This is a genomic window from Pseudomonas agronomica, from assembly GCF_025917275.1.
Lineage (GTDB): Bacteria > Pseudomonadota > Gammaproteobacteria > Pseudomonadales > Pseudomonadaceae > Aquipseudomonas > Aquipseudomonas agronomica.
This window is the reverse complement of the sequence record NZ_JAOSHO010000914.1, coordinates 1-943: the sequence shown is the minus strand read 5'-3', so window position 1 is coordinate 943 and position 943 is coordinate 1. Positions and strand designations below refer to the sequence as shown.

Genomic DNA, 943 nt, shown 5'->3' with positions numbered 1-943 from the left:
TCACACAAAACACATATCCAGGTCAGATAACCGACCCCCCATCCGTAGCCTTCAAATTCTGCCGCCCATCAACCGCCCCAGCCACGGTCAGGGCATCGACCTCCGCTTCAGTCAGATAAACCCGCCCGCCATTGAGCTCCACGGCCGACATGGCTTTGTCCGGGTCGGTGATGATGGTCAATTCGCTGGCCGGTCGCTGTTCCGAACCGTTGGGGGTGTCGAAATGGCAGGTCCGGTTGTCGTCGATACGTACAGTCATGGTACTGCTCCTTCCTGTATGCCTGAACGTTAGGCGTTACTGGATCGGCAGGGTTCTTCGTGGCTGATCAGCGGTCGCACGTCTCGCATCGCTTGCGGTCCATCGTTTATCGAGCGAAGAGAGGACGGTCCATGGAAGCGTGGTGGCATGAAGTCTGGGTGACCCTGCAGGCGGAGTTCGCCGATATCACCGATGCCCAGCAAATGACCCGGGTGACGGTACGCCTGGTGATGGCTGCACTATTGGGGGGCATCCTGGGTTTTGAGCGTGAGCACAAGGGCAAGGCCGCCGGTGTGCGCACCCATATGCTGGTGGCGCTGGGCGCCGCGCTGTTCGTGCTGGTGCCGCAGATGTCCGGCTCCCAGGCCGATGCGATGAGTCGGGTGATACAAGGGGTGGTGGCCGGCATCGGTTTCCTTGGCGCTGGTACTATCTTGAAGAACACCGGGGGCGACGTGAGCCACGTCAAGGGGCTGACCACCGCTGCCGGCCTGTGGATGACCGCGGCCATCGGCGTCGCCGCCGGGCTCGGTCGGGAGGCGACGGCGGTGCTCAGCACGGTGTTGGCGTTGGCGATTTTCAGTGTGATGCCGGTGATCGTCCGGGCGTTGGAGAAGGATAGTAAGCCATAGGGCATCCGCCGGGTCGAGCGCAGGTCCTTGTGGGAGCGAGCTTGCTCGCGAT

The 943-nt window shown here is 62.2% G+C and carries 2 protein-coding genes; one reads left to right on the top strand and one right to left on the bottom strand.

The genetic code is table 11. The annotated features are described in order from the left end of the window. Window positions 1-22: 22 nt before the first annotated feature. On the bottom strand, window positions 23-259 hold the full coding sequence (locus tag OC610_RS28080; protein WP_039589213.1) for a DUF3203 family protein: 237 nt from the start codon (window positions 257-259) through the stop codon (window positions 23-25). A 131-nt stretch (window positions 260-390) separates the two neighbouring features. Between OC610_RS28080 and OC610_RS28075 the strand changes: the two genes are divergently transcribed. Beyond that, entirely contained in the window at window positions 391-891 is a 501-nt protein-coding gene (locus OC610_RS28075) for an MgtC/SapB family protein (RefSeq protein ID WP_264432887.1), read from the top strand. Window positions 892-943 lie beyond the last annotated feature (52 nt).